Source organism: Streptomyces sp. NPDC048258 (assembly GCF_043201995.1).
In the GTDB taxonomy this organism is placed as follows: domain Bacteria; phylum Actinomycetota; class Actinomycetes; order Streptomycetales; family Streptomycetaceae; genus Streptomyces.
This window is the reverse complement of record NZ_JBICZH010000013.1, coordinates 162272-185915: the sequence shown is the minus strand read 5'-3', so window position 1 is coordinate 185915 and position 23644 is coordinate 162272. Positions and strand designations below refer to the sequence as shown.

General features: G+C 69.8%; 17 protein-coding genes. 9 read left to right on the top strand and 8 right to left on the bottom strand.

Going from position 1 to position 23644, the window contains the following annotated elements:
* Positions 1–39: 39 nt before the first annotated feature.
* The 3 genes from ACGFYQ_RS27640 (at position 40) to ACGFYQ_RS27630 (ending at position 3053) form a co-directional block, all read left to right on the top strand.
* The gene (locus tag ACGFYQ_RS27640) at positions 40–696 is read left to right on the top strand and encodes a DUF3000 domain-containing protein (protein ID WP_393748388.1); all 657 of its coding nucleotides are present in this window, start codon (positions 40–42) and stop codon (positions 694–696) included.
* A gap of 285 nt (positions 697–981) precedes the next feature.
* Positions 982–1644 carry a response regulator transcription factor gene (locus ACGFYQ_RS27635; protein ID WP_069922445.1) on the top strand — a complete coding sequence of 221 codons (663 nt, stop codon included), beginning with the start codon at positions 982–984 and terminating at the stop codon, positions 1642–1644.
* A 125-nt stretch (positions 1645–1769) separates the two neighbouring features.
* On the top strand, positions 1770–3053 hold the full coding sequence (locus ACGFYQ_RS27630; protein WP_393748386.1) for an HRDC domain-containing protein: 1284 nt from the start codon (positions 1770–1772) through the stop codon (positions 3051–3053).
* A 36-nt stretch (positions 3054–3089) separates the two neighbouring features.
* Here the strand turns inward: ACGFYQ_RS27630 and ACGFYQ_RS27625 are convergent, their stop codons facing one another.
* Positions 3090–4262 (bottom strand): alpha/beta fold hydrolase, encoded by a 1173-nt coding sequence (locus ACGFYQ_RS27625; RefSeq protein ID WP_393748384.1) that lies wholly within the window; start codon positions 4260–4262, stop codon positions 3090–3092.
* 330 nt (positions 4263–4592) lie between these two features.
* Between ACGFYQ_RS27625 and ACGFYQ_RS27620 the strand changes: the two genes are divergently transcribed.
* The 3 genes from ACGFYQ_RS27620 to ACGFYQ_RS27610 all read left to right on the top strand — a co-directional run bounded on the left by ACGFYQ_RS27620 (position 4593) and on the right by ACGFYQ_RS27610 (position 9080).
* Positions 4593–5819: an acetyl-CoA C-acyltransferase gene (locus ACGFYQ_RS27620; protein WP_393748382.1), complete on the top strand. Its 1227-nt coding sequence runs from the start codon at positions 4593–4595 to the stop codon at positions 5817–5819.
* On the top strand, positions 5816–7945 hold the full coding sequence (locus ACGFYQ_RS27615; protein WP_393748380.1) for a 3-hydroxyacyl-CoA dehydrogenase NAD-binding domain-containing protein: 2130 nt from the start codon (positions 5816–5818) through the stop codon (positions 7943–7945). The genes ACGFYQ_RS27620 and ACGFYQ_RS27615 overlap by 4 nt, the downstream gene beginning before the upstream one ends.
* Before the next feature lie 91 nt (positions 7946–8036).
* Entirely contained in the window at positions 8037–9080 is a 1044-nt protein-coding gene (locus ACGFYQ_RS27610) for an LCP family protein (protein ID WP_393748378.1), read from the top strand.
* A gap of 78 nt (positions 9081–9158) precedes the next feature.
* Here the strand turns inward: ACGFYQ_RS27610 and ACGFYQ_RS27605 are convergent, their stop codons facing one another.
* From ACGFYQ_RS27605 to ACGFYQ_RS27580, 6 genes are all read right to left on the bottom strand, one after another.
* Positions 9159–10643 carry an amino acid permease gene (locus ACGFYQ_RS27605; RefSeq protein WP_393748563.1) on the bottom strand — a complete coding sequence of 495 codons (1485 nt, stop codon included), beginning with the start codon at positions 10641–10643 and terminating at the stop codon, positions 9159–9161.
* A gap of 130 nt (positions 10644–10773) precedes the next feature.
* Positions 10774–12690, bottom strand: coding sequence for a 1-deoxy-D-xylulose-5-phosphate synthase (gene dxs, locus ACGFYQ_RS27600; RefSeq protein WP_393748376.1), 1917 nt, complete (start codon positions 12688–12690; stop codon positions 10774–10776).
* A gap of 228 nt (positions 12691–12918) precedes the next feature.
* Positions 12919–14208, bottom strand: coding sequence for a sugar ABC transporter permease (locus ACGFYQ_RS27595; protein ID WP_393748561.1), 1290 nt, complete (start codon positions 14206–14208; stop codon positions 12919–12921).
* A gap of 26 nt (positions 14209–14234) precedes the next feature.
* Positions 14235–15023, bottom strand: a complete 789-nt coding sequence (locus ACGFYQ_RS27590) for an ATP-binding cassette domain-containing protein (protein WP_215144586.1) — start codon at positions 15021–15023, stop codon at positions 14235–14237.
* 158 nt (positions 15024–15181) lie between these two features.
* On the bottom strand, positions 15182–16282 hold the full coding sequence (locus ACGFYQ_RS27585) for a sugar ABC transporter substrate-binding protein (protein WP_393748373.1): 1101 nt from the start codon (positions 16280–16282) through the stop codon (positions 15182–15184).
* A 130-nt stretch (positions 16283–16412) separates the two neighbouring features.
* Positions 16413–17627 (bottom strand): ROK family protein, encoded by a 1215-nt coding sequence (locus tag ACGFYQ_RS27580; protein WP_393748371.1) that lies wholly within the window; start codon positions 17625–17627, stop codon positions 16413–16415.
* A 589-nt stretch (positions 17628–18216) separates the two neighbouring features.
* On the opposite strand from ACGFYQ_RS27580, the gene mgtA reads away from it, so the two are divergent.
* The 3 genes from mgtA to ACGFYQ_RS27565 all read left to right on the top strand — a co-directional run bounded on the left by mgtA (position 18217) and on the right by ACGFYQ_RS27565 (position 22696).
* The gene (gene mgtA, locus ACGFYQ_RS27575) at positions 18217–20964 is read left to right on the top strand and encodes a magnesium-translocating P-type ATPase (protein ID WP_393748369.1); all 2748 of its coding nucleotides are present in this window, start codon (positions 18217–18219) and stop codon (positions 20962–20964) included.
* 30 nt (positions 20965–20994) lie between these two features.
* Positions 20995–21708, top strand: coding sequence for an MgtC/SapB family protein (locus ACGFYQ_RS27570; protein WP_393748367.1), 714 nt, complete (start codon positions 20995–20997; stop codon positions 21706–21708).
* 112 nt (positions 21709–21820) lie between these two features.
* Entirely contained in the window at positions 21821–22696 is an 876-nt protein-coding gene (locus tag ACGFYQ_RS27565) for a hypothetical protein (RefSeq protein ID WP_393748365.1), read from the top strand.
* Positions 22697–22706: 10 nt separating this feature from the next.
* Here ACGFYQ_RS27565 and ACGFYQ_RS27560 read toward each other — a convergent pair whose 3' ends face one another.
* Entirely contained in the window at positions 22707–23642 is a 936-nt protein-coding gene (locus ACGFYQ_RS27560; RefSeq protein ID WP_393748363.1) for a carbohydrate ABC transporter permease, read from the bottom strand.
* Between the last annotated feature and the right edge of the window lie 2 nt (positions 23643–23644).

Genomic DNA, 23644 nt, shown 5'->3' with positions numbered 1-23644 from the left:
TGCGCCGCGGGGGCGCTCGTTCCGCCTAGTCTTCCCCGCATGGCTGCGGCTCAGGGACGATTTTCAGATGGCGCTGACGGTATGGACAGCGCGAAGGAGAGCTCCGTCCCGCTCCCGTTCCGGCGGGCGGTCGACGGCTTGAAGAAGGCGCGACTGCGTCCGGGGATCGAGATCGACCCGACGAAGCCCCCGCAGAGACTGGCCCCGTACGCCTACGCGCTGGAGGCGGCGGTGGTGGACGGCGAGGACGATCTGGCCGACGGCCGCCTCATCCTGCTCCACGATCCGGCCGGGCACGACGCCTGGCACGGGACCTTCCGGCTCGTGACGCTCGTACGGGCGGAACTGGAGCCGGAGATGGCCGCGGACCCCCTGCTCCCGGAGGTGTGCTGGTCGTGGCTGACGGGGGCGCTGGACGCGCGCGGCCTCACGTACGGGGAGGCGAGCGGGACCGTGACCATGGCGAGCTCGCACTACTTCGGCGGGCTCGCGGAGCGGCGGCCGGCGACGCAGATCGAGATCAGAGCCTCGTGGACGCCGCGCGAGGGGGTGGGCGGCGTGCCGGACAGCTCCGCGCACCTGTCGGCCTGGTGCGAGCTGCTGTGCCAGATCGCGGGGCTGCCGCCGGTCGGGCCGACGGACAGCGTCACGGGAGTGGTCTCGCTGCCGCAGCGCCGCGGTCCCCACCACCCGTAGGCGCGGGACCGTACGGCCGCGCGAGCCGACCCGAAAGAGCGCACTCGGCGGGGAACGCCCGAGCGAAGCCCGTAACGGAGTGTCGAAACGGGGCATCCGTTGTGGGCTTCTGATCACCCTATGATCGATCGTGCGTCCGAATTGCCCGAATTGTTACTCACCAAATCGTGATCATTCCCTAAAGCCGGGCGGGTGACGTGCCGAAGGAGTCAGTGACCATCCGCACGGTTCGCACCGGCTTCCTTCCCCGAGCCGGCCGTCCCGCCACTCCCCCAGGAGGCCTAGGTGTCCGTTCTTCTCGAGCAGCCCGCAAGCCTGGTCGCCTACCGCCCGAACAAGCCGACGGCCATGGTCGTCGTGGCCGACCCGCGCGTGCGATCCACCGTGACCCGCCATCTGTGGGCCCTCGGAGTACGTGACGTGATCGAGGCTTCGTCCATCGCGGAGGCCCGCCCCCGCGTCGGCAGCCCGCGCGACATCTGCGTGGCCGACGTACACCTGCCCGACGGTTCCGGTCTCACCCTGCTCTCCGAGACCCGCGCCGCGGGCTGGCCGAACGGCCTGGCCCTGTCCGCCGCCGACGACATCGGCGCCGTACGCAACGCCCTCGCGGGCGGAGTGAAGGGCTACGTCGTCACCGGCACCCGGACCAACATCGGCCTCCCCAGCCGGCCCGGCGCCGCCCCCATCGGCGCCGCCGCCGCCCGTATGCACCGCCGCCCCCCGGGTGCCCCGAGCCACCCGGGCGGCTACCGAGAGCTCTCCGGCCGCGAGGTCGAGGTCCTGCGCCTCGTCGCGGAGGGCCAGTCCAACAAGGCCATCGGCGTCTCGATGGGCCTGTCCGCCCTGACCGTCAAGTCCCACCTCGCCCGGATCGCCCGCAAGCTGGGCACCGGCGACCGGGCCGGGATGGTCGCCGTCGCGCTGCGGACCGGGATCATCCACTGATCCCGCCCCGAGGCTCCCGGGCGAATCCCCGGAGAACCCCGGGGAAACGTCCGCCCTCCCCCCTCGCGCCCGTCGACGGATCGTTCCGGCGACGGGCGCGTCGCATCCACGGATACCCTTGACCGGTGACCGACGCCCAAGAGACCGCAGCAGACCTGCGCACCACCACCGGGGGCGGCCCCCCGGACGACGTCGTCAGTTCGTCCGATGGGCCGCCGATTCCGTTGCTCGAACCCCGCGAGGGGATCCCTCCGGTGGTCGCCGACGCCGACGCCCTCGCCGAAGTGGTCGCGGCCTTCGCCGCGGGCACCGGCCCCGTGGCCGTCGACGCCGAGCGCGCCTCCGGATACCGCTACGGCCAGCGCGCCTACCTGGTGCAGCTGCGCCGCGAGGGCGCGGGTTCCGCGCTCATCGACCCGGTGGGCTGCCCCGACCTCTCCGCACTCGGCGAGGCCCTGTCCGGCACCGAGTGGATCCTGCACGCCGCCACCCAGGACCTGCCGTGCCTGCGCGAAATAGGCATGGTGCCCACCTCCCTGTTCGACACCGAGCTGGCCGGCCGACTCGCCGGCTTCCCACGGGTGGGACTGGGCGCGATGGTCGAGAGCGTGCTCGGCTACGCGCTGGAGAAGGGCCACTCCGCCGTCGACTGGTCGACCCGCCCGCTGCCGGAGCCGTGGCTGCGCTACGCCGCCCTGGACGTGGAGCTGCTGGTGGACCTGCGGGACGCGCTGGAGGAGGAGCTGGACCGGCAGGGCAAGCTGGAATGGGCCCACCAGGAGTTCGACGCCATCGCCGCCGCACCGCCCGCGCCGCCGCGCAAGGACCCGTGGCGCCGTACGTCCGGCATGCACAAGGTGCGCCGCCGCCGGCAGATGGCGGTCGTACGGGAGCTGTGGGAGTCGCGGGACCGGATCGCCCAGCGGCGTGACGTGTCGCCCGGCAAGGTGCTGGGCGACGCCGCGATCGTCGAGGCCGCCCTCGCCCTCCCGGCGAACGTGCAGACCCTGTCCGCCCTGCCCGGCTACGGGCAGCGCATGGGCCGGCGCCAGCTGGAGCAGTGGATGGCCGCCGTGGACCGGGCGAAGGCCCTGCCCGAGAGCGAACTCCCGCAGCCCGGGGCGACGCCGGCCGGTCCGCCGCCGCCGCGCTCCTGGGTCGACAAGGACCCGGCCGCCGCCGCCCGGCTGTCGGCGGCCCGCGCGGCCGTGTCGGCCCTGGCGGAGGGGCTGAACCTGCCCCAGGAGAACCTGATCACCCCCGACACGGTCCGCCGGCTGTGCTGGGAGCCGCCGCAGCGGCTGGAGGCGGACGCGGTGGCGGACGCCCTCGCGGGCTACGGCGCCCGCCCGTGGCAGATCGAGCAGGTGACCGCGGCGCTGGTCACGGCCCTGGCCGCGACCGCCTGACCCGGCCGGCCGCCGGAAACATGTGCGGGGTCCTCACTACAAAGGAGTGAGGACCCCGTCCTCGTCCCGGTTGAAGGCGCCGGAGGTCGCACCCTCGACCTTGCCCTGCTTGAGCCAGTGCTCGGACATGGTGTGCACCAGCTTCGACTCGCGCTCCCAGGGCACCTGGTGGCTCGCGCAGGCGATCCGGAACATCAGCTTGTCCGACCCGGGCATGGCCTTGTAGAGCTCGGGCACCGAGAAGTACAGCAGGCCCAGGTCCGGCGAGGTGTTCACAATGGTGTCGTACGCCCCGTACACGAGGCAGACGGGTACCGTGCCGCCGAGCGTCCCGTTCAGCGGGACGGTGGTGGAGTTCCAGCCCCACCAGTACGAGTTCCGGACGCGGTTCAGCCCCTCCGGCGTTCCGGCCACCGGGCCGCCCCAGTAGCGGCCGATCGGGTCGGTGTCCATCACCGCCTTCCAAACGATGTCGACCATGTCGTTCTCGCGCTGGTCCGGGCAGTGCAGGTCCCTGTCCCACACGGTCTCGAAGCCGCCTTTCGTGCCGACGCTCATCGGATAGCCGAAGGCGGCTGCCGGAGCGGACACCGGCAGCGGCACCGGTGCGTCGAAATCGGTCCCGGGCGCGCTCGGCCTGCCCTTCGGCGGGAAGATCGGCGCCAGCAGGAAGAGGCTGCGCACCTTGCCGGGGTGCTGGATGGCGTACGGCCCGAGCTGCTGGGCGGCCGCGGAATAGCCGATGAGGTCGACCTCCGAGGCGCCGGTGATCCCGAGGATGAACTCGACGACCGTGTCGACCTCGTCCCAGTCGCTCTGCGAGTTGTTCAGCTGCGCCGCGTAGTTCGGCCCGCCGGTATAGAGCGCCGGATTCGGATTGGGGACGAGGAGGCCCTGCTGCGCCGGGCTGACGTTGCGCGGGTCGTCCATCTTCGGGCGGGTGGACAGGCCGGATCCCTGGAGTTCCATCACGAAGACGTCGAAGTCCTTCTTCGCCAGCTCGTCGGCCCAGCTGTACTTCTTGTGCGCGAGGTCGAAGGCTGTCAGGCCCGGGACGCTCCGGCCGTGCAGCATGAGGACGGGCCGGCGCGGGCCGTCGGTCGGCGTGCCGTTGCGCTCGCGGACGAAGAGTTCCACGACGTCGCCCTTGTTCGCGGGGATGGTCGAGATGTGGGGCACGTGGTGGTCGGTGACGACGGGTGCGGGCATCGCGGCACTCCTGTTCGGTCGGCGGGCCCGGGGCGTGTACCGGGCCAAGCCCAGCGTCGGACCGGGGTGCGTCCCATGCCACGGACGTGACCGTGCCGGCCGCCCGCGCTACCCGATCGGGTAGCGCGGGCGCGCCGATCGGCCGGGCGCGCGGCCGGGGCGCGCGGCACGGGGGCGGCGTCCGGCGGTGTGACCTTCGCCGCTCCTCGGGGAGGGGGTGTGCACATTGGTTACCCGCAAGTAGCATGGGCCAGGTGAGCGGGCGCTCAGCAACACATGCCGAGCCGCCCCCGCGCAGCAGTGCACACCCGCACCTGGAGGAGAGCCAACGTGCCTCGTACCGTCAGGGACGTCGTCTTCGTCGACGGCGTCCGCACCCCGTTCGGCAAGGCGGGCCCGAAGGGCATCTACCACGAGACCCGCGCCGACGACCTCGTCGTGAAGGCGATCCGGGAGCTGCTGCGCCGCAACCCGGACCTGGACCCCGCGAAGATCGACGAGGTCGCCATCGCCGCGACCACGCAGATCGGCGACCAGGGCCTGACGCTGGGCCGTACGGCCGGCATCCTCGCGGGCCTCCCGCAGTCCGTCCCGGGCTACTCCATCGACCGCATGTGCGCCGGCGCGCTGACCGCCGTCACCGCCGTCGCGGGCGGCGTGGCCTTCGGTGCGTACGACGTCGCCCTCGCCGGCGGTGTCGAGCACATGGGCCGCCACCCCATGGGCGAGGGCGTGGACCCGAACCCGCGCTTCGTCTCCGAGAAGCTGGTCGACGAGTCCGCCCTGTTCATGGGCATGACCGCCGAGAACCTGCACGACCGGTACCCGGCGATCACCAAGCTCCGCGCCGACGAGTACGCCGTGCGCTCGCAGGAGAAGGCCGCCAAGGCGTACGCCGACGGCAAGATCCAGCAGGACCTGGTGCCGATCTCGGTGCGCAACACCAACGAGGCGGCGGGTGAGACGGGCTGGGGCCTGGTCACCTCCGACGAGCCGATGCGCCCGGGCACCACCCTGGAGAACCTGGCCGGTCTGAAGACCCCGTTCCGTACCCACGGCCGGGTCACCGCGGGCAACGCCGCCGGTCTCAACGACGGTGCCACCGCCGCGATCATCGCGTCCGAGGACTTCGCCCGGGAGAACAACCTCCCGGTCAAGATGCGCCTGGTCTCGTACTCCTTCGCGGGTGTCGAGCCCGAGGTCATGGGCTACGGCCCGATCCCGGCCACCGAGAAGGCGCTCGCCCAGGCCGGCCTGTCCATCGAGGACATAGGCCTGTTCGAGATCAACGAGGCCTTCGCGGTCCAGGTGCTCGCCTTCCTGGAGCACTACGGCATCGCCGACGACGACGCCCGCGTGAACCAGTACGGCGGCGCCATCGCGTTCGGCCACCCGCTCGCCTCCTCCGGCGTCCGTCTGATGACGCAGCTGGCCCGCCAGTTCGAGGAGCAGCCGCACGTCCGCTACGGCCTGACCACCATGTGCGTCGGCTTCGGCATGGGCGCCACGGTCATCTGGGAGAACCCGCACTTCACCTCCGAGGGAGACGCCAAGTGAGCACCACCACTGAGCTCCTGAAGGGCGCGGCCGAGCTGTTCCCGGACGAGGTCGTCACGTCCGCGCACGTCCGCCACCTGGACCTGCCGTTCGGCGCCGGGCGCTTCGCGCTCATCACGCTGGACAACGGCTTCGACCACACCAAGCCGACCACCTTCGGCCCGCAGTCCCTCGCCAACCTGAACGCGGCGATCGACCAGGTCGAGCAGGAGGCCCTCGCGGGCTCCATCGTCGGCGCGGGCATCACCGGCAAGCCGTTCATCTTCGCGGTCGGCGCCGACCTCAAGGGCGTCGAGCTGCTCAAGCAGCACGACGAGGCGCTCGCCATCGGCAAGGGCGGCCACGACGTCTTCAAGCGCCTGTCGGCGCTGGCGGTCCCGACCTTCGCCTACTACAACGGCGCGGCGATGGGCGGCGGTGTCGAGGTCGGTCTGCACTGCACCTACCGCACCGTCTCGAAGGCCATCCCGGCCTTCTCGCTGCCCGAGGTCTTCCTCGGCCTGGTTCCCGGCTGGGGCGGCTGCGCCATCCTGCCGAACCTGATCGGCGCGGACCGCGCGGTCTCGGTGATCATCGAGAACTCGCTCAACCAGAACAAGCAGCTGCGCGGCAAGCAGGTCTTCGACCTCGGCATCGCGGACGCGCTGTTCGAGGGCGCCGACTTCCTGGAGCAGTCGCTGCTCTGGACGGCGAACGTCCTGAACGGCACCACCGAGGTCGTACGGGCCGAGATCGACCGCGGCGAGGGCTGGGACGCGGCGGTCGCCCGCGGCCGCTTCATCGCCGACTCCAAGGTGCACGGCGCGGCCCCGGCCGCCTACCGCGCGCTGGAGATCATCGAGGCGGCCAAGGACGGCGACCTGCAGAAGGGCTTCGACGCCGAGGACACGGCCCTGGCCGACCTCATCATGGGCGGCGAACTGCGCTCGGGCATCTACGCCTTCAACCTGGTCCAGAAGCGCGCCAAGCGCCCGGCCGGTGCCCCGGACAAGTCCCTGGCCCGTCCGGTCACCAAGGTCGGCGTCGTCGGCGCGGGCCTGATGGCCTCGCAGCTGGCGCTGCTCTTCCTGCGCCGCCTGGAGGTGCCGGTGGTCCTCACCGACATCGACCAGGAGCGCGTGGACAAGGGCGTGGGCTACGTCCACGCCGAGATCCAGAAGCTGCTCGGCAAGGGCCGCATCAACCAGGACAAGGCCAACCGCCTGACCGCCCTGGTGACCGGCGTCCTGGACAAGGCCGAGGGCTTCGCGGACGCGGACTTCATCATCGAGGCCGTGTTCGAGGAGATGTCCGTCAAGCAGAAGGTGTTCGCGGAGGTCGAGGCGGTCGCCCCGGCGCACGCGATCCTCGCCACCAACACCTCCTCGCTGTCGGTGTCGGAGATGGCCTCCAAGCTCCAGCACCCGGAGCGCGTGGTCGGCTTCCACTTCTTCAACCCGGTCGCGATCCTCCCGCTGCTGGAGATCGTCCGCGGTGAGCAGACCGACGACGCCTCGCTGGCCACGGCCTTCGGTGTCGCCAAGAAGCTGAAGAAGACCGCGGTCCTCACCAAGGACGCCCCGGCGTTCGTCGTGAACCGCATCCTGACCCGCTTCATGGGCGAGATCCAGAACGTCATCGACGAGGGCACCCCGGTGGTCACCGCCGAGAAGGCCATCGAGCCGCTCGGCCTGCCGATGTCCCCGCTGGTGCTCCTGGAGCTCGTCGGCCCGGCGATCGGTCTGCACGTCTCCGAGACCCTGAACCGCGCCTTCCCGGAGCGCTTCACCGTCTCCCCGAACCTGGCTGCGGTCGTCAAGGCCGGCAAGCGCGGCTTCTACGTCTACGACTCCGGCAAGCCGGAGCTGGACCCCGAGGTCGCCGCCCTCCTGGTGCAGGGCGATGTCGTCCTGACGGAGGAGCAGGTCCGCGACCGCGTCCTGGACGCGGTGGCGCAGGAGATCGGCCTGATGCTGGAGGAGGGTGTCGTGGCCGAGGCCCAGGACATCGACCTCTGCCTCATCACCGGTGCGGGCTGGCCCTTCCACCTGGGCGGCGTCACGCCGTACCTGGACCGTGAAGGCGTCTCGGAGCGCGTGAACGGCAAGAAGTTCCTGGCTCCCGGCCTGGCGAGCGTCCCGGCCTAGTCCGGGTCGCAGACGGGCATCCGACGGCCTGGCCCGCCCCTTCCGGGGGGCGGGCCTCGGCCGTTCGAATATCTGTCTAAGATTCACCCCCATGACGGACACGCACGCGCGGCCCAGGCGCCGCCGACGCCGCATTCTGCGGATCACCCTGTTGCTGGTCGCCGTGCTGATCCTGGGCGCCGCCGGGGCCGGCTGGTGGACGTACAGCCACCTCAACGGCAACATCGACAGCGTCGACCTGGACCAGGCGATCGGCGTCGACAACCGGCCGCCGAAGGTCGCCGCGAACGCCCAGAACATCCTGGTGCTCGGCTCCGATTCACGTGCCGGGGCCAACGCCGACCTCGACCACGGCGACGTCAGCGGCGCCCGCTCGGACACCGCGATGCTGGTGCACATACCCGAGGGCCGGGCCAAGGCCACCGCGGTGAGCATCCCCCGCGACACCCTGATCACCCGGCCCGAGTGCAAGGACAGGGACGGCGAGACCGTGCCGTCCGCGAAGCGGGTCATGTTCAACTCGGTCTATTCGCTGGCCGGTCCGGCCTGCGTGGTCAACACCGTGGAGCAGCTGTCCGGCGTCCGCGTGGACCACTTCGTCGAGGTGGACTTCGCCGGCTTCAAGGGCCTGGTGGACGCGCTCGGCGGGGTCACCGTCACCCTGGACAAGCCGATGAGCGGAGCCAAGGGCGGCCTGAAGCTGGACGCGGGCACGCACCGGCTGAACGGCACCGACTCGCTCAAGTTCGTCCGTACCCGCTACGGCTACGGCGACGGCAGCGACCTCGGACGCATAGGCCTGCAGCAGCAGTTCATGATGGCGATGCTGACCGAGATCAAGAAGCAGGACGCCCTCGGCAACCCGGCGCGGCTCTACAAGCTCGCCGACGCCGGGACCAAGTCGCTGACCACCGACTCCGACCTCGCCTCCCTCACCGCGCTCTCCGACTTCGCGAAGAGCATGAAGGGCGTGGACCCGGACACGATGGAGACGCTCATGCTGCCGGTCGCCTACGACAAGGTGGACCCGAACCGGGTGGTCGTGGCCGAGCCGCAGGCGACCCAGCTGTGGGAAGCCCTCCGCAAGGACCAGAAGGTGCCGGCCTCCGCGAAGGACTCCCCCGCCAAGGGCTGACGCAGCCGGCACGGACGAAGCCGGCCGTACGGGTGACCCGTACGGCCGGCTTCCGTCGTTCCGTGCCCGGTTCCGCGTCTAGAACTTCGCGTCCGCGCCGACCTTGCCGAGGCGGCTGTGGCTGCGCCCGTACAGGAAGTAGACCACGATGCCGATGGCCATCCAGATGCCGAACCGGATCCAGGTCTCGGCCGGCAGGTTGAGCATCAGCCAGAGCGAGGCCGCGATCGACAGGATCGGGATCAGCGGCACCCACGGGGTGCGGAAGGACCGGTGCAGGTCGGGGCGGGTCCGGCGCAGGATGATCACGCCGAGGGCGACGAGCACGAAGGCGAACAGGGTGCCGATGTTCACCAGTTCCGCGAGCTTCTCAAGGCTGGTGAAGCCCGCGACGACGGCGATGACCCCACCGAGCAGGATGGTCGCCCGGTACGGCGTGCGGTACTTCGGGTGGGTGACGGAGAAGACGCGCGGCAGCAGTCCGTCACGGCTCATCGCGAAGAACACGCGGGTCTGGCCGAGCAGCAGGATCATGCTCACGGTGATCAGGCCGACGGCCGCCCCGAGACTGATGGCACCGGAGAAGAAGGGCTGGTTCACCGACTTGAAGGCTTCGGCCAGCGGCGCGGTCGGCGACATCTCCGTGTACTTCTGCATGCCGGTGACCACCAGTGTCACGGCGACGTAGAGCACGGTGCAGATGATCAGCGAGCCGAGGATGCCGCGCGGCATGTCCCGCTGGGGGTTCCTGGTCTCCTCGGCCGCGGTGGCCACGACGTCGAAGCCGATGAAGGCGAAGAAGATGAGGGAGGCCGCGGTGAAGATGCCCATGACGCCGAAGTTGGTGGGCGCGTATCCGAAGAGCAGCTGGATCAGCGGCGCGTGCAGGCCGCCGCCCGCCTCCTGTGGCTGGGCAGGGGGGATGAACGGCGAGTAGTTGTCGGCCTTGATGAAGAACAGGCCCGCGACGATGACCAGCAGCACCACGGTGACCTTGATCGCGACCACGATCGCCGTGATCCGCGCCGAGAGCTTCGTCCCGACGACCAGGATCGCGGTCAGCGCGAGGATCAGCAGGAAGGCCAGCAGGTCGAAGGTCCCTCCCGCGTCGGGCCCGGACAGCGCGGTGGGCAGGTCCCAGCCGAGGTTGGTGTGCATGAGGTGGCGCACGTACCCGGACCAGCCGACCGCCACCACGGCGGTGCCGAGCGCGAACTCGAGCACAAGGTCCCAGCCGATGATCCAGGCGGGCAGCTCACCGATCGACGCGTACGAGAAGGTGTACGCGGATCCGGCCACCGGCACGGTGGACGCGAACTCGGCGTAGCAGAGCGCCGCGAGGGCGCAGACGATGCCCGCTGCCACGAAGGCGAGGGAGGTGGCGGGTCCGGCATTGTTCCGGGCCGCGATGCCCGTGAGGACGAAGATGCCGGTGCCGATGATGACGCCCACACCGAAGACCGTCAGGTCCCAGGCGGAGAGCGACTTGCGGAGCGCGTGTTCCGGCTCCTCCGTGTCGCGGATGGACTGCTCCACCGTCTTGGTGCGGAAGGGGCTGTTCATATCCTTACTCACCGACGCACCTCCGACAGGTGATGACGCACGCGAACGGGCCGGGAGGCCCACCCCTCCAAGGGTGATCTCCCGGCCCGTGACGTGCAACCGCGCGGCGATCTAGTGGCCGGTACCCGTACTAGTCGACGGCGGCGGCCGGCTCGTTGTCGTAGCGCCCGTCCAGCTTGGCCACCAGGCCGGTGACCTGCCGGGCGATGTCCGGAGCGGTCAGCCCGATCTCGGCCATGACCTCCTTGCGGGAGGCGTGGTCCAGGAAGCGCTGGGGGATGCCGAAGTCGCGCAGCGGTACGTCGACCCCCGCGTCCCGCAGGGCCTGCGCGACGGCGGAGCCGACACCGCCTGCCCGGCTGTTGTCCTCGACGGTGACGACGACCCGGTGCTGGTCCGCGAGCGGGGCCAGGGCCTCGTCCACCGGCTTGACCCAGCGGGGGTCGACCACGGTGCAGGAGATGCCCTGCTTGTCGAGCAGGTCGGCGATCTCCAGACACATCGGGGCGAGTGCGCCGACCGATACGAGGAGTACGTCCGGATGGGTGACTTCGGGGGCCGGGGTGCGCAGTACGTCCATGCCGCCGATCCGGCCGACGGCCGGGACGGCCGGGCCGACGACGCCCTTGGAGAAGCGCACCACGGTCGGCGCGTCCTTGACGAGGACGGCCTCGTTCAACTGGGCGCGCAGCTGCTCCGCGTCGCGCGGGGCGGCGAGGCGCAGGCCGGGCACGACCTGGAGGATGGACATGTCCCACATGCCGTTGTGGGAGGCGCCGTCGGTGCCGGTGACGCCGGCGCGGTCCAGGACGAACGTGACACCGCACTTGTGCAGGGCGACGTCCATCAGGACCTGGTCGAAGGCGCGGTTGAGGAAGGTGGCGTACACCGCGAAGACCGGGTGGGCGCCGCCGGTCGCCAGGCCCGCCGCCGAGGTGGCGCCGTGCTGCTCGGCGATGCCGACGTCGAAGATGCGGTCGGGATAGGCGTCCGCGAACTTCTTCAGGCCGACCGGCTGGAGCATGGCCGCGGTGATCGCGACGATGTCCTTGCGCTCCTTGCCGAGCTTGACCATCTCGTCGGCGAAGACGGAGGTCCAGCTGGCGGCGTCGGTGCTGACCGGCAGGCCGGTGTCCGGGTGGATCACGCCGACCGCGTGGAAGCGGTCCGCCTCGTCCTGGACGGCGGGCTCGTAGCCGCGGCCCTTCTGGGTGAGGCAGTGCACGATGACCGGTCCGCTGAAGCGCTTGGCGCGCTGCAGGGCCGACTCCAGGGCCTCGATGTCGTGGCCGTCGATGGGGCCGATGTACTTCAGGCCCAGGTCCTCGAACATGCCCTGCGGGGCGATGAAGTCCTTGAGGCCCTTCTTGGCGCCGTGCAGGGTCTCGTAGAGCGGCCTGCCGACGACCGGCGTGCGCTCCAGGAGGTCCTTGCCGCGGGCCAGGAAGCGCTCGTAGCCGTCCGTGGTGCGCAGGGTCGCCAGGTGGTTGGCGAGGCCGCCGATGGTCGGGCCGTACGAGCGCTCGTTGTCGTTGACGACGATGACCAGGGGGCGGTCCTTGGCGGCGGCGATGTTGTTCAGCGCCTCCCAGGCCATGCCGCCGGTCAGCGCGCCGTCGCCGATGACGGCGGCGACGTGGTGGTCCTCGCGGCCGAGCACCTCGTTGGCCTTGGCGATGCCGTCGGCCCAGCCGAGCACGGTGGAGGCGTGCGAGTTCTCGATCACGTCGTGGTCGGACTCCGCGCGCGAGGGGTAGCCGGAGAGGCCGCCCTTGGAGCGCAGGTTGCCGAAGTCCTGACGGCCGGTGAGCAGCTTGTGGACGTAGGCCTGGTGGCCGGTGTCGAAGAGGACCTTGTCCTTGGGCGAGTCGAAGACCCGGTGCAGGGCGATCGTCAGTTCGACCACCCCGAGGTTGGGGCCGAGGTGCCCGCCGGTCTTGGAGACGGCGTCGACGAGGAAGGACCTGATCTCGGCGGCGAGCTGGTTGAGCTCCTCCTGGCTGAGCCGGTCCAGATCGCGCGGTCCCTTGATGCGGGTCAGCAGCACCCGTGCCTCCTTGCAGTTGCTTGCTGGTCTGACGAGTCTAATGTTCCGCTCGCGGGTGCGGTCATCGGGCCGTCCCGGGTGAGTCTCACCTTTGTCATACATGAACGCACCCTCACGAGGTCACACATTACAAACAGGCGTATACCCGCACAGGTGTACGTACTCATGCACACACGGATGCCCGGCGCCACACGAAGTGGCACCGGGCATTGTGACGGGTCTTACCGCTTAGGCACGTCCGGCCGTCTTCTGGGTCTTGCGCGTGACCGAGTCGATCACCACGGTGGCCAGCAGTACGGCACCCGTGATCATGTACTGGATCGGCGTCGCGATTCCCTCCAGTGCCAGACCGTACTGGATCGAGACGATGACCATGACGCCGAGGAGGGCGTTCCAGGTCCGGCCCCGGCCGCCGAAGAGGCTGGTGCCGCCGATGACGGCCGCCGCGATCACGTTCATCAGCAGGTCGCCGGCGCCGGCACTCTGGTTGGCGGCCGCGATCTTCGAGGCCCAGAACAGACCGCCGATGGCGGCGAAGGTGCTGGCGATCGCGAAGACCGTGATCCGGATCCGGGTGACGTTGATGCCCGCGCGGCGGGAGGCCTCGACGCTGCCACCGAGCGCGAAAACGTTTCGCCCGAAGGTCGTGCGGCGGAGCACGAAGTCCGTGACGACCAGGGCCAGCAGGAAGAGCACCACCGCGAGCGGAAGGCCCTTGTACTGGTTGAACAGCACGGCGGGGCCGAAGGTGCACAGCGCGAGCAGGCCGGTGCGCAGCAGGACCTCGGCGAGCGGCCGGGAGGGCATCCCGGCGGCCTCGCGGCGCTTCGCGTCGAAGAAGGCCGCGAGGAAGTAGCCGGCCACCGCGAGCGCGGCCAGCCCGTAGGCGACGGCCACGTCCGAGAAGAAGTACGTGGTCAGCTGGCCGACCACGCCGTCGGAGTCGATGTTGATCGTGCCGTTGCTGCCGAGGATCTGCAGCATCGCGCCCAGCCAGAAGAGCAGGCCGGACAGGGTGACGGCGAAGGCCGGGGCGCCGACCTTGGCGAAGAAGAAGCCGTGGATGGCGCCGATCACGGCGCCGCCGGCCACGGCAGCCAGGATCGCCAGCCACTCGTTCACGCCGTGGGTGACGGCGAGGACGGCGACGATCGCGCCCGAGACGCCGCTGACCGAGCCGACCGAGAGGTCGATCTCGCCGAGCAGCAGCACGAAGATGATGCCGATGGCGATCATGCCGGTGCCGGTCATCGTGATCGCGATGTTGGTGAGGTTCTCCGGGGAGAGGAAGTTCGAGTTCAGCCCCTGGAAGATGGACCAGATGACGATCAGGCCGATGACGACGGGGAGAGAACCCAGGTCGCCGGCCTTCATCTTGCGCTTGAACTCGCCCACGTACCCGGCGAGGCCCTCCTCCCTGACGAGCAGGCGGGGGTCCACGGCCGGGATCGCGTCGTGCGCCGCCGCGGGGTTGACCGGGTCGATGTGCTCCTGCTGGTCGGCGGGGCCCTTGCCCAGTGGACCGGTGGCAGGGTTCTGGGTGCTCACTTGCCGGCCTCCGAGGTGCGGGCCGCCCGGCGGGTCACGGCGTTGTCCGTGGCACCGGTGATGGCGGAGATGATCTCTTCCTGCGAGGTGTCGGCGACGTTGAAGACACCGTTGTTGCGGCCGAGCCGCAGGACCGCCACCTTGTCGGCGACGGCCTTCACATCGGCCATGTTGTGGCTGATGAGGATCACGGCGTGGCCGCGCTCGCGCAGCCGCTCCACCAGGTCGAGCACCTGTGCGGTCTGCTCGACGCCGAGGGCGGCGGTGGGCTCGTCGAGGATGACGAGCTGGGGCTCGCCCAGCATGGAGCGGGCGATCGCCACGGTCTGGCGCTGACCGCCGGAGAGCGAGGCGATGGGGATACGGACACTGGGGATCCGGATGGACAGGGTGGTCAGGAGCTCGCGGGCGCGCCGCTCCATCTCCACCTCGTCGAGGACCCCACGGCGCTTGAGCTCGCGGCCGAGGAAGAGGTTGCCGACGACATCGATGTTGTCGCACAGCGCCAGGTCCTGGTAGACCGTCGCGATGCCCAGGTTCTGGGCGTCGTGGGGCTTGCCGATGGAGACCGGACGGCCCTCCCACTCGATGACGCCTTCATCGATGGGGTGCACGCCGGCGATCGTCTTGACCAGCGTGGACTTTCCGGCACCGTTGTCGCCGACCAGGGCGACCACTTCACCGGAGTGGATCTCGAGTTCTACGTCGGTCAGGGCCTGAACGGCGCCGAACCGCTTCGAGACCCCTCGCAACGCCAGCACGGGCGCAGCGGACACATGAACCATCTCCTTCGCCGCCTGACCGGCGGGGATGTCGTGCAAAAGAGCAGGAGCGGGGCGAATGGGGGAACGTTTCTGCCCGGCGCCCCGCCAGTGGCGGGGAATGAGGGGCGGGGCGCCGGTCAGGCACGGGGGGCCGCCTCGCGATGAGGCGACGGGGGCCGCTACTTCAGGCCGATGGCGGCGCAGGCCGCCGCGTACTTGTCGGTGCAGATCTCGTCGACCGTGTAGACGCCGTCCTTGACGACGGTGTCCTTGATGTTGCCCTTGGTGAGCGAGACGACCGGGATCAGCACGGACGGGACACCCTTGGCGGTCGGGCTGTCGACCGTGGAGGTGGTGACACCTTCGAGCTTCTCACCCTTGGCGAGGGCGACGGCCATCTTCGCCGCGGCCTCGGCCTCGGGGGCGTACGGCTTGTAGACGCTCATGAACTGCTCGCCCGCGACGATCCGCTGCACACCGGCGAGTTCGGCGTCCTGGCCGGTGACCGGCGGCAGGGGGGACACGCCGGCCGCCTTGAGGGCGGTGATGATGCCGCCGGCCATGCCGTCGTTGGCGGAGTAGACACCGGTGACCTTGTCCTTGCCGAGCGCGGAGAGCGCGGCCGCCATGTTGGTGTTGGCGTTCTCCGGCTTCCACTCGACGGTGTCGTACTCCTTGCCGACGTTCACCTTGCCGTCGAGGACGGAGTGCGCACCGGACTTGAAGAGCTTGGCGTTCGGGTCGGTGACCGAACCGTTCATCATGACGATCTGGCCGTCCTTGGCCTTGTCGCCCAGCGCCTCCAGCAGCGCCTTGCCCTGGACCTTGCCGACCTCTTCGTTGTCGAAGGAGGTGTAGGCCTCGATCGGGCCCTCCGCGAGGCGGTCGTAGGCCACGACCGGGATGCCGGCCTCCTTGGCCTTCTTGACCGAGCCGGCGATGGCCTTGGAGTCCACCGCGTCGACGATCAGGACGTCCACCTTGTTGGTGATCATCGTGTCGACCTGGGAGTTCTGCGTGGTCGCGTCCTGCTTGGCGTTGGCGTAGACGACCTCGCCCTTGCCGCCGGTGAGCTCGGCGACCTTCTTCTCGATGAGCGGCTTGTCGAACTTCTCGTAGCGCGCGGTCTGGTTCTCCGGCAGGAGCAGACCGACCTTGATCGCGTCACCCTTGGCGGCGCCGGACTCCTTGGTCTTGTCGCCGGCCTCCTTGGCGCTGCCACAGGCGGCGAGGGAAACGGCCATGGCGCCGGCGGCAACGGCTACAGCGGTTCTGCGCATACGCGTGTTCATTACTTGAACCTCCCTGACGAGGCCGCAACACTGCGGCCGAGGTGGATGTGAGTCAACCCCGGCCGCAAGTTTGCCGTCAAGGAGTGAATCCTTAACGAGATGACAACGGTGCCATCCGTTATCTAACTGAAGACATGGCGGCTGAAGAGCGCACTCCACTTCCATGATCTGACAAAAGTGTCGAATCGCCCATTTCACTGAGCACAAGGGCTAGTGCGCCGAGCACCTCGGCCCGCCCTCCCAGGGACCCGGTCAGCACCGACAACTGGCGGGCCGCGCTCGGAATCGCGTACCTCCCCACCGATTCACGGATGGGAGCCAGGACGAGTTCACCGGCCTCCGCGAGCGAGCCGCCCAGGACCACCCGGCTCGGGTTCAGAAGGTTGCAGAGACTGGCCACCCCGCTGCCGATGTGGCGGCCCACGTCCGTGATCACCCGGCGGCAGCCCGGGTCCCCCTCGCGGGCCAGTTCGACCACCCGCTCCATCGTCAACTCCGGTCCGTGGCTGCCCTGGAGCAGCGGAAGCACGTACCGGGCCGCGGCGAAGGTCTCCAGGCAGCCGCGGTTCCCGCAGCGGCAGACCGGACCCGATTCGTCGAGGGTGATGTGCCCGATCTCGCCGGCGGTGCCGCCGGGGCCGCGGTAGATCTGACCGTTGATCACCAGCCCGGCGCCGACGCCGCTCGCGACCTTGATGTAGGCGAGGTCTTTTACTCCCCGCCCACTCCCCCAGACGAGTTCACCGAGGGCGCCGAGGTTCGCGTCGTTGTCCACGTACACGGGCACGCCGAGGCGCTGCGAGAGTTCCTGGCGGGGGTTGATGCCGGCCCAGCCCGGCAGGATCGCGGTCGAGCCCAGGGTCCCGGACTCCACGTCGATCGGTCCGGGGACGCCGAGACCGACGCCGATGGCCTTGTCCAGGCTCACCCCGATGCCCGCGATCAACCGTCCGACCAGCGCTTCCGCCCGGTCGAAGCCCTCCACCCAGGAGGCGTCCACGTCCAGCGGCTCGGCCTCCTCGGCCAGCACCTGGTGGGCCAGGTTCCCGACCGCCACCCGCAGGTGGGTGTGACCGAAGTCGACGCCGATCACGATGCCCGCGTCGCCGCTGAGCGACACGCTGCGGGCCCGCCGGCCGCCCGCCGAGGTGTCGGTGACCTCGACGGTCCCGCCCTCCTTGAGCTCACGGACGATGTTGGAGACCGTGGCCGCCGAGAGTCCGGTGGCGCGGGCGATCTCCGCCTGGGTCAGCGAACCCGCGAGCCGCACCGCCCGCACGACCCGTTCGAGATTCGCGCGATGCAGCGAAGACTGCGATCCGGGAGTCTGCACGACTCATCCACTCCTGCCCATAAGCGACGGCCAGCCGTCGCCCCCCGGCCGGGGGACGTCGCGACTGCGCTCGCTCCGAGACCCCAGCGTCTCCAACTTGTGAACCTTAAGTCGAGCCTTTGTCCTTCGACACGTCAAGAGGCTGACACGGCACGAACCGGCAACTACGGGCCATAAGTGGGAGAGAACGGTCGCCCGGATCGTGTTACGGTCGCTGAGGCGCCGGTCCTCTGCGGCCTTTCCGGCCGGACCGCGCCCCGCAATGACAGCGCTACGCGAGGAGGTGTTCGGGATGAGTCCCGATCGAAGTCCTTGCCGCGCTCTCGCTCTCGTCGGCTGACCCGCTGCCTGTCACCCGCTGATCAGCCGGCTCTTCCCTGAGTGCGCACGGCCGCGGTCACCCGCTGTCTCCGTGCGATTCCGCGTTCCCCTTTCCTTCCGCATGCCCTGACCCTTCTGTCAGGCATACGTCATCCATGCCCCCGGCGCATCCCGTGGCCCGTCCGCGGCACGCTGCGCCGTCCCATGATCACTCCACGTGACCGCTCGGCTTCGCGCTGCCCGGACGCCGTGGAGGGAGGTTTTCGTCATGACCATGCTCACCCCTCGTACCCCTACGAAGCTCGCACCGCCGGGCCGGTCCCGCCGCGAGCGCAAGGCCGCCGAGCTGGAGTCCCGTACCCGCCTCGCCGGCGAGCGCCTCGCAGAGGTCAGCTCCCACCCGGGCATCCGGGTCCTGCAGTCCGTCGACACTTCGCCGAACGGCCTCACCCACGCCGAGGCGGCCCTGCGCCTGGAGCGGCACGGCCGCAACGTCGTCGCCCAGGAGCGCGCCCCGCTCTGGTTCGTCCAGCTGGGGAAGGCGTACTGGAACCCGTTCATCGGCGTCCTCGTCTTCCTGGCCGCGATCATGTACTGGCAGGACCCCGCGGACCCGGGCGTCGTCATCCTCTCCGTGATGGTGGGGATCAGCGGGCTGCTGCGCTTCTGGCAGGAATACCGCTCCGGCCGCGCCGCCGACGCGCTGAAGAAGCTCGTCACCACCACCTGCGCGGTGCAGCGCCGGGCCGGCAGCGGCTCCGCGCCCACCACCTTCGAGGTGCCCATGGACCAGGTGGTCCCTGGCGACGTGGTCAAGCTGGCCGCCGGCGACCTGATCCCGGCCGACCTGCGGCTGATCGCCTCCAAGGACCTGATGGTCAGCCAGGCCGCGCTGTCCGGCGAGTCCCTGCCGGTCGCCAAGGCCGACCTTTCCCCTCGCTCCGCCGGGGGGACCCCCGGACCCGCCGACCTGGGCCGGCCTGGGACCGGCGACCCGGTCGAGGCCGACAACCTCTGTCTGATGGGGACCGCGGTCACCTCCGGCACCGCCACCGGCGTCGTCGTCGCCACGGGCGCCGACACCTACTTCGGCTCCATGGCGGGCTCGCTCGTCGGTGAGCGCCCGCAGACCAACTTCGACAGCGGCGTGCGCAAGGTCAGCTTCCTGCTGATCCGCTTCATGCTGGTCATGGTCCCGGTCGTCTTCATGATCAACGGGTTCACCAAGGGCGACTGGAACGAGGCCCTCCTCTTCGGTGTCGCCGTCGCCGTCGGCCTGACGCCCGAGATGCTGCCGATGGTGGTCTCCGCCAACCTGGCGCGCGGCGCGGTCGCCATGTCCAAGCGCAAGGTGGTCGTCAAGCGACTGGGCGCCATCCAGAACCTGGGCGCGATGGACGTGCTCTGCACCGACAAGACCGGCACCCTCACCGAGGACCGGATCGTCCTGGACCGCTACCTGGACGTGCACGGCAACGAGGACGACGAGGTCCTGGAGTACGGCTACCTCAACTCGCACTTCCAGACCGGTCTGAAGAACCTGATGGACCAGGCGGTCATCGACCGCGTCAACGAGGCCGAGGAGGTTGTCGTCGACGCTCGGTTCTCGATGGTCGACGAGATCCCCTTCGACTTCGCCCGGCGCCGGATGTCCGTGGTCCTCAACCGGAACAGCGTCGTGGGCGACCTCGGCCGCTCCGAACACATCATGATCACCAAGGGTGCCGTCGAGGAGGTCCTGGACCTCTGCACGCACATGACGGACCGCGGCGAGAAGGTCGAGCTGACCGAACAGCTGCGGTGGCACGCCACCCGGATCGCCGAGGACAACAACCGCAAGGGCCTGCGGGTCCTGGCCGTCGCCACGCGCACGATCCGCACGCCGCGCGACACCTACACCGTCGCCGACGAGGACCAGCTGACCCTGGTCGGCTTCCTCGCCTTCCTCGACCCGCCGAAGGCCGACGCCGCCCGGGCCCTCCAGGGCCTGGCCGACAAGGGCATCGCGGTGAAGGTCGTCACCGGCGACAACGACCTCGTGGCCGCCCGGGTCTGCGCCGAGGTCGGCATCGACGTCGGGCACGTGGTGCTCGGCACCGAGATCGACGCCCTCGACGACACGGCGCTGCGCGCGCTGGCCGCCCGTACGACCGTCTTCGCCAAGGTCAACCCGGTCCAGAAGGCCCGGATCGTGCGGGCCCTGCAGGCCGACGGCCACACCGTCGGGTTCCTCGGGGACGGCATCAACGACGCGGCCGCGCTGCGCGACGCCGATGTCGGCATCTCGGTCGACACCGCCGTCGACATCGCCAAGGAGTCGGCGGACATCATCCTGCTGGAGAAGGAGCTCACCGTCCTGGAGCAGGGCGTGGTCCAGGGCCGGACCACCTTCGGCAACACGATCAAGTACATCAAGATGACGGCGTCGTCGAACTTCGGCAATGTCTTCTCGGTGCTGGTGGCGAGCGCCTTCATCCCCTTCCAGCCGATGCTCGCGATCATGCTGCTCGTGCAGAACCTGGTCTACGACGTCTCCCAGCTGGCCACGCCGTGGGACCGGATGGACGAGGAGTACCTGCGCAAGCCCCGCAACTGGGACGCGAAGGGCATCTTCCGCTTCATGCTCACCATCGGCCCGGTCAGCTCGATCTTCGACATCTCGATGTTCCTGATCATGTGGAACGTGTTCGCCGCCAACAGCGAGGCTAGCCAGTCCCTCTTCCAGTCCGGCTGGTTCATCGAGGGCCTGCTCTCGCAGACCCTGATCGTCCACATGATCCGGACCCGGAAGATCCCGTTCATCCAGTCCCGCGCCTCCTGGCCGGTGATGGCGATGACCGTCCTCGCGGTGCTGACCGGGCTGTACCTGCCGTTCTCCCCGCTGGCCCCCTCGCTGGGCTTCGTGGCCCTGCCGACGAGCTACTTCCCGTGGCTGATCGGCGTGCTCCTCGCGTACTGCACGCTCACGCAGGTCGTGAAGACCTGGTACATCCGCGCGTTCGACACCTGGCTCTGAGAGGCCCGGAAGAGCGGAAGGGAGACGCCGGTGCTGCTCACCGAATGGGGAATGGCCGCCCACCTGGCCGCCGCGCTCGGACTCGGAGCGGTCATCGGCCTCGAACGGCAGTGGCGGGCCCGCCTGGCGGGACTGCGTACGAACGCCCTGGTGGCGGGCGGGGCCGCGCTGTTCGTGCTGCTCTCGCAGTACGGGTTCCTCAGCGCGGCCTCGGAGGTGGACTACGACGGCTCGCGGGTCGCCGCCCAGATCGTCTCCGGGATCGGCTTCCTCGGCGCCGGCGTGATCATGCGCGACGGGCTGAGCGTCCGGGGCCTGAACACGGCCGCCACCCTGTGGTGTTCGGCGGCCGTCGGCTGCCTGGCCGGCGTGGGCCTTTTCGTCCTGGCGGTCTGCGGCACGGCGGGCGTGGTGGGAGCCAACCTCCTGCTGCGCCCGCTGGGCCGGCGCCTGGACAGGGAGCCGCGCGGCGGCGCCGAGGTCGCCACCGACATCCACTTCGAAGCGGTGTGCCTGGAGGCGGAAGAGGCCCACATCCGGCACCGGCTGATCGACGCCCTGGCCCGGCCGGGGCACCAGCTGCGCTCGGTCCGCAGCCAGGACGGCCCGGTCCCGGGCCGGGTGACGGTGTCCGCGCTGCTGACCGCCGAGGGCAAGGAGGGCCGGGCCCTGGAGGAGGCGGTCAGCAGCCTCTCGCTGGACCCCTCGGTGTCGGCGGTCAGCTGGTCGGTCGTGCCCTCGTGAGGTGGGCGCGACATATGAATTGAACGCGTTCAGTCCGGCTGGCAGTATGGATCCATGACGCCGCCGGCCGGGCGGACGCGTCAGTTCGCCGTGCCACGAGGGGGGATCGAGCGTGCATCAGAAACGGTCGTACGGCCGCGTCCTGCTGGTCTCGACGCTGGTCGGATGCCTGGAGGTCGCACTCGCCGTCGTGGTGGTCCTGCTGTACGTCCAGACGCAGCCGCCGCCGGACGAACCCGCCGACTATGCCGCCATCGGGGCGACCCTGATCTCCCTCATGGGCCTCATCGGCGTCATCTCGTTCCTGCTGTCGCTGGTCTTCGTGCTGCCGGCGGTCGCGCTGGCCGACCTCCTCGCCCGCCGGCTCGGCGGGCGCGCGGCGTGGTGGTTGGCGCCGCTGATGGTGGCCGCCCTGGTGGCACCGCCGATTGCGGCCTTCGCTGCGTACAACGAGGTGGAGACGCGGTCCGTGATCGTCTTCTGGGCCTCGGCCACGGCCTCGCTCTCGTTGGGCGCGCTGATCGCCCTGCCCCGGTGCGCGGGACTGTTCCGGCGGGCGGCGCTGTGGGGCACGGCGGTGGTGGCGGGGACGGGCCTGCTCGGCGCACTCGGGCTCACCGCCGGCCTGCTGCCCGCGTACGAGCCGCCGGCGATCGGTCCGCAGACCATGACCGGCACCTGGATCGACCACACGAGCGGAACGCTGGTCTTCACCTCGGACGGCCGGGTCACGGCCTCCGGCGTCGGCGTGCACCGCCCCGACGACCACTCCAGCGGCCCGTCACGGCGGTGCACGGGCTCCGGTACCTGGTCGTACGAACCCGGGCGGGACGTCTGGACCCAGAAGGTCCGCATACACGTCCCGGAGTGTTCATGGCCGGCGTGGAGCGTCGGCGGCACCGACCGGGAGCCCCGGATCCACCAGCACGTCGGTCACCCGGATTCCGGGAAGCTGTACGAGCTGCGGAAGGCCTCCGACGGCTCCTGACGCCGGAACGCTACTTCAGCGTCGCGGAGGTGAGGCCCGCCTGGATCTGGCGCTGGAAGGACAGGTAGACCACCAGCATCGGGATCATCGCGATGGTCACACCGGCGAAGAGCACCGGGAGGTCCGTCTCGTACCCCTGCTGCTGCTGGAGCTGGATCAGGCCCTGGGTGAGCAGGTAGCGCTCGGGGTCGGATCCTGTCTGGGGCTGCATCAGCACGGAGGGCAGGATGTACTGGTTCCACTGGCCCAGGATGTTGAAGATCCCGACGCTGATCAGGCCGGGCTTGGCCATCGGCACCATCACCTGGAAGAAGATCCGGGTGTCGGAGGCCCCGTCGATCACCGCCGCCTCGTGCACCGCCGTCGGCAGCGTGCGGAAGAACGAGTGCATGAAGAAGACGGTGAACGGCATCGAGTAGGCGACGTACACGAGGATCAGGCCCTGGTACGTGTTCAGCATGTCGAACCGCTTGACCATGAAGAACAGCGGGACGAGTGCCAGGAAGACGGGGAACATCGCTCCGCTGACGAAGAAGTAGTAGATGAACCGGTTCCCCGGGAAGGGGTAGCGGGCCAGTACGTACGCCGCCATCGACCCGAACAGCATCGTCAGCGGGACCGAGAACACCATCACGATCAGCGTGTTGGCGAAGTAGTCGCCGATGCCCTTGTCCCAGGCCCGGCCGAAGGCGTCGAAGTTCCAGTTGGAGGGCCAGCTCAGGGCCGAGCCGCCGATCTGCGCGTCGGTCTTGAAGGAGCCGAGCGCCAGCCAGATCAGGGGCAGGACGATCAGTATGGCCCAGACGACGAGGAAGCCGTGGGAGAAGACGTTGAGGACCACGCCCTCGGAGCGGCGGCCGCCCTGCTCCCCGGTCCGGGCGGGTCCGCCGGACCGCTCGGAGGCGTCTTCGCCCTGAGTCTTGATCACTGTGGGCTGTGCAGTCATCG

Bases quoted from the DNA above. Each gene is read 5' to 3' on its own strand.
- ACGFYQ_RS27640 (WP_393748388.1), top strand. From the start codon at position 40: ATGGCTGCGGCTCAGGGACGATTTTCAGATGGCGCTGACGGTATGGAC.
- ACGFYQ_RS27625 (WP_393748384.1), bottom strand. From the start codon at position 4,262: ATGCCCGCACCCGTCGTCACCGACCACCACGTGCCCCACATCTCGACC.
- ACGFYQ_RS27610 (WP_393748378.1), top strand. From the start codon at position 8,037: ATGACGGACACGCACGCGCGGCCCAGGCGCCGCCGACGCCGCATTCTG.
- ACGFYQ_RS27605 (WP_393748563.1), bottom strand. From the start codon at position 10,643: ATGAACAGCCCCTTCCGCACCAAGACGGTGGAGCAGTCCATCCGCGAC.
- ACGFYQ_RS27590 (WP_215144586.1), bottom strand. From the start codon at position 15,023: ATGGTTCATGTGTCCGCTGCGCCCGTGCTGGCGTTGCGAGGGGTCTCG.
- ACGFYQ_RS27585 (WP_393748373.1), bottom strand. From the start codon at position 16,282: ATGCGCAGAACCGCTGTAGCCGTTGCCGCCGGCGCCATGGCCGTTTCC.
- mgtA (WP_393748369.1), top strand. From the start codon at position 18,217: ATGACCATGCTCACCCCTCGTACCCCTACGAAGCTCGCACCGCCGGGC.
- ACGFYQ_RS27560 (WP_393748363.1), bottom strand. From the start codon at position 23,642: ATGACTGCACAGCCCACAGTGATCAAGACTCAGGGCGAAGACGCCTCC.